The 3,821-nt window shown below is 68.0% G+C and carries 3 protein-coding genes; all 3 read right to left on the bottom strand.

The window, feature by feature from the left end:
• Nucleotides 1–124 precede the first annotated feature (124 nt).
• Nucleotides 125–730 carry a GTP cyclohydrolase I FolE gene (gene folE, locus B9S61_RS09460; RefSeq protein WP_103541860.1) on the bottom strand — a complete coding sequence of 202 codons (606 nt, stop codon included), beginning with the start codon at nucleotides 728–730 and terminating at the stop codon, nucleotides 125–127.
• A gap of 141 nt (nucleotides 731–871) precedes the next feature.
• The gene (gene ftsH / locus B9S61_RS09455; protein WP_103541859.1) at nucleotides 872–2,911 is read right to left on the bottom strand and encodes an ATP-dependent zinc metalloprotease FtsH; all 2,040 of its coding nucleotides are present in this window, start codon (nucleotides 2,909–2,911) and stop codon (nucleotides 872–874) included.
• A 188-nt stretch (nucleotides 2,912–3,099) separates the two neighbouring features.
• A complete protein-coding gene (gene hpt / locus B9S61_RS09450; protein WP_103541858.1) occupies nucleotides 3,100–3,660 on the bottom strand; it encodes a hypoxanthine phosphoribosyltransferase in 561 nt (186 codons plus the stop codon).
• Nucleotides 3,661–3,821 lie beyond the last annotated feature (161 nt).

Below are 3,821 nucleotides of genomic sequence, written 5' to 3'. Positions count from 1 at the left end.
GGTCACGCACCTGCGTGGTGCCCGCAGCCTCCTGGCCCGGCCCGTGCGGCAGGAGGTCACCCCGCACGGGCGGGAGCGCCCACGAGGCCCGCAGCCCCGCGGCGCCCACGGTGTGCGGCCCGCGTCAGCGCGCCATGATGAGGCTCATCGCCTCGTTCCGCGTCGTCGCGTCCCGCAGCTGACCGCGCACGGCCGACGTGAGCGTCTTCGCGCCGGGCTTGCGGATGCCCCGCATCGACATGCACATGTGCTCGCACTCCAGCACGACGATCACCCCGCGGGGTTCCAGGATCTCCATCAGGGAGTCCGCGATCTGCGTGGTCAGCCGCTCCTGCACCTGCGGTCGCCGGGCGTAGACGTCCACGAGCCGGGCCAGCTTGGACAGTCCCGTGATCTTTCCGCTGGATGCCGGGATGTACCCCACGTGAGCCACGCCCCGGAACGGCACCAGATGATGCTCACAGGTCGAGTACACCTCGATGTCCTTCACGAGCACCATCTCGTCGTGACCGATGTCGAACGTCGTGGTCAGCACGTCCTCCGGCTTCTGCCACAACCCCGCGAAGATCTCCCGGTACGCCCGTGCCACCCGCGCCGGCGTCTCCAGCAGGCCCTCCCGGTCCGGGTCCTCGCCGACCGCGATCAGCAGCTCGCGTACGGCGTTCTTGGCCCGCTGCTCATCGAACTCGCCGATGGGGGCTATGCCGTCCAGCGTCACGGGGTCGGTCATGGAGTGCCTCGTTCCTGTGCCTTCGCGCGTGAGGGGCACGCGCCTCAACTGCGGGTCACGCACAATGCCGCGCCCCCCAGGCTAGAACCAGGGGGGCGCGGCATCCATTCCGGGCCCGGTGGGGGCTCCGTGAGCCGTGTGTCAGCTCTCGGGGCGTTCCTCCGGGGTCCGCTCGGGCGCCGGGGCGGGCTCCGCCGCGGTGCTCTTGACGGTGGTGATGGCCGGCGTGGCGCCGTTCGCGCCGTTCGTCAGGGCCAGCTCCTTGGGGGAGAGGACCGGCGGACGGGTCGACGGCGTACGGTGCGAGGAGCCGGTCCAGGCGGGCCGGGGCGGGCGCCTGATGATCTGCGCGAAGACCTCGGCGATCTCCTCCTTGCCCAGCGTCTCCCGCTCCAGGAGGGCCAGGACCAGGTTGTCGAGGACGTCGCGGTTCTCGACCAGGATCTCCCACGCCTCGTTGTGCGCGGTCTCGATGAGCTTCTTGACCTCTTCGTCGACCAGCGCGGCGACCTCTTCCGAGTAGTCCCGCTGGTGAGCCATCTCACGGCCGAGGAACGGCTCGGTGTTGTCACCGCCGAACTTGATCGCGCCGAGCCGCTCGGTCATGCCGTACTGCGTGACCATCGCGCGGGCCAGACCCGTGGCCTTCTCGATGTCGTTGGCCGCACCGGTGGTCGGGTCGTGGAAGACGAGCTCCTCCGCCGCGCGGCCGCCCAGCATGTAGGCCAGCTGGTCCAGCATCTCGTTGCGCGTGGTGGAGTACTTGTCCTCGTCGGGCAGGACCATGGTGTAACCCAGGGCCCGGCCTCTGGACAGGATGGTGATCTTGTGGACCGGATCGGAGTTCGGTGAGGCCGCCGCGACCAGGGCGTGACCGCCCTCGTGGTACGCGGTGATCTTCTTCTCCTTGTCCGACATGATCCGGGTCCGCTTCTGCGGGCCCGCCACCACACGGTCGATCGCCTCGTCCAGCATGTGGTTGTCGATCAGCTTCTGATCGCTGCGCGCGGTCAGCAGCGCGGCCTCGTTCAGCACGTTGGCCAGGTCGGCACCGGTCATGCCGGGGGTGCGGCGGGCGACGGCCGAGAGGTCGACGTCCGGGGCGACCGGCTTGCCCTTCTGGTGCACCTTGAGGATCTCCAGCCGGCCCTGCATGTCCGGGCGGTCGACCGCGATCTGGCGGTCGAAGCGGCCGGGGCGCAGAAGGGCCGGGTCGAGGATGTCGGGCCGGTTCGTCGCGGCGATGAGGATCACGCCGCCCTTGACGTCGAAGCCGTCCATCTCGACGAGGAGCTGGTTCAGGGTCTGCTCGCGCTCGTCGTGACCACCGCCGAGGCCGGCGCCGCGGTGGCGGCCGACCGCGTCGATCTCGTCGACGAAGACGATCGCCGGAGCGTTGGCCTTGGCCTGCTCGAACAGGTCACGGACCCGGGAGGCACCGACACCGACGAACATCTCGACGAAGTCGGAACCGGAGATCGAGTAGAACGGCACGCCCGCCTCACCCGCGACGGCACGCGCGAGCAGGGTCTTGCCGGTACCGGGCGGGCCGTACAGCAGCACACCCTTGGGGATCTTGGCGCCGACGGCCTGGAACTTCGCCGGCTCCTGCAGGAACTCCTTGATCTCGTGGAGTTCCTCGACGGCCTCCTCGGATCCCGCGACGTCGGAGAACGTCGTCTTCGGAGTGTCCTTGGTGATGAGCTTCGCCTTGGACTTGCCGAACTGCATGACGCGGGAGCCGCCGCCCTGCATCTGATTCATCAGGAACAGGAAGACCACGATGATGAGGACGAACGGCAGAAGCGACAGCAGAATACTCACGAACGGGTTCTGCTTCGACGGCGAGACCGTGTAGCCGTCCGGGATCTGCTCGTTCTGGAACTTGTCCTGCAGCGTATTGGCGATAGTGACGCCCTGGTCGCCGATGTAGCTCGCCTGGATCTTCGAGCTGTCCTCGACCTTCTGGCCGTCCTTGAGCTCGACCTTGATGATCTGCTCGTCGCCGGTGGTCAGCTTGGCCGACTCGACCTTGTTCTCATTGATCGCCTGGACGACCTGGCCGGTGTCCACTGTCTTGTAGCCGCCGGACGAGCCGACGACCTGCATCAACACGACCACGGCAAGGACGGCCAGCACGATCCACATGACCGGCCCACGGAAGTATCGCTTCACGTCCATCCATACGGAGCGGTGCCGCCCCGTCCCTCCTGCCATAGTGAGTTTGGTAAAGACTGTTCTTCGGACGGTACCCCAGCATGGTCCCCCGAAGCTGCGGGGGACAGCCGGCATTCGCGTCCACGCATGCTCCAACGCCGCGGAGCCCGCCGGGGTTCCCGATCACCGGACGGCGGGCCGGGCCCGGGCGTTCAGCCGCCGTAGACGTGAGGGGCGAGCGTACCCACGAACGGGAGGTTCCGGTACTTCTCGGCGTAGTCGAGGCCGTACCCGACGACGAACTCGTTGGGGATGTCGAAGCCGACCCATTCCACGTCGATGGCGACCTTGGCGGCCTCGGGCTTGCGCAGCAGCGTGCACACCTTGAGGGATGCGGGCTCGCGCGAGCCGAGGTTGGAGATCAGCCAGGACAGGGTCAGTCCGGAGTCGATGATGTCCTCGACGATCAGGACGTGCCGCCCCTTGATGTCGGTGTCGAGGTCCTTGAGGATCCGCACCACACCGGAGGACTGGGTGCCCGCCCCGTACGACGACACGGCCATCCAGTCCATCGTGACCGGGGTGGACAGCGCCCGCGCGAGGTCGGCCATCACCATCACCGCGCCCTTGAGCACACCGACGATCAGTACGTCCTTGCCCGCGTACTCCGCGTCGATCTTCGCGGCCAGCTCCACCAGCTTGGCGTCGATCTCTTCCTTGGTGATGAGCACCTTCTCGAGGTCGGCACCCATGTCTTTCGCGTCCACCCGCATCACTTTCGGTCGTCCCACCGGCCGGTCCGGTCCGCCCGGCGACTCGCAGGGGTCGGTGGGGTCCGGAATCAGCCCTGCCGAATCACCAGTCTGCCACCCTGCCGGCGAGCGACGACCCGGCCGGGGAGATTGATGGCCCCCTGGCCGCGCCAGCCGGTGAT

The organism is Streptomyces sp. SM1, assembly GCF_002910825.1.
GTDB lineage: Bacteria > Actinomycetota > Actinomycetes > Streptomycetales > Streptomycetaceae > Streptomyces > Streptomyces okerensis.
Note: the sequence above shows the minus strand (reverse complement) of the source record. Positions and strands in the feature narration are given on the sequence as shown.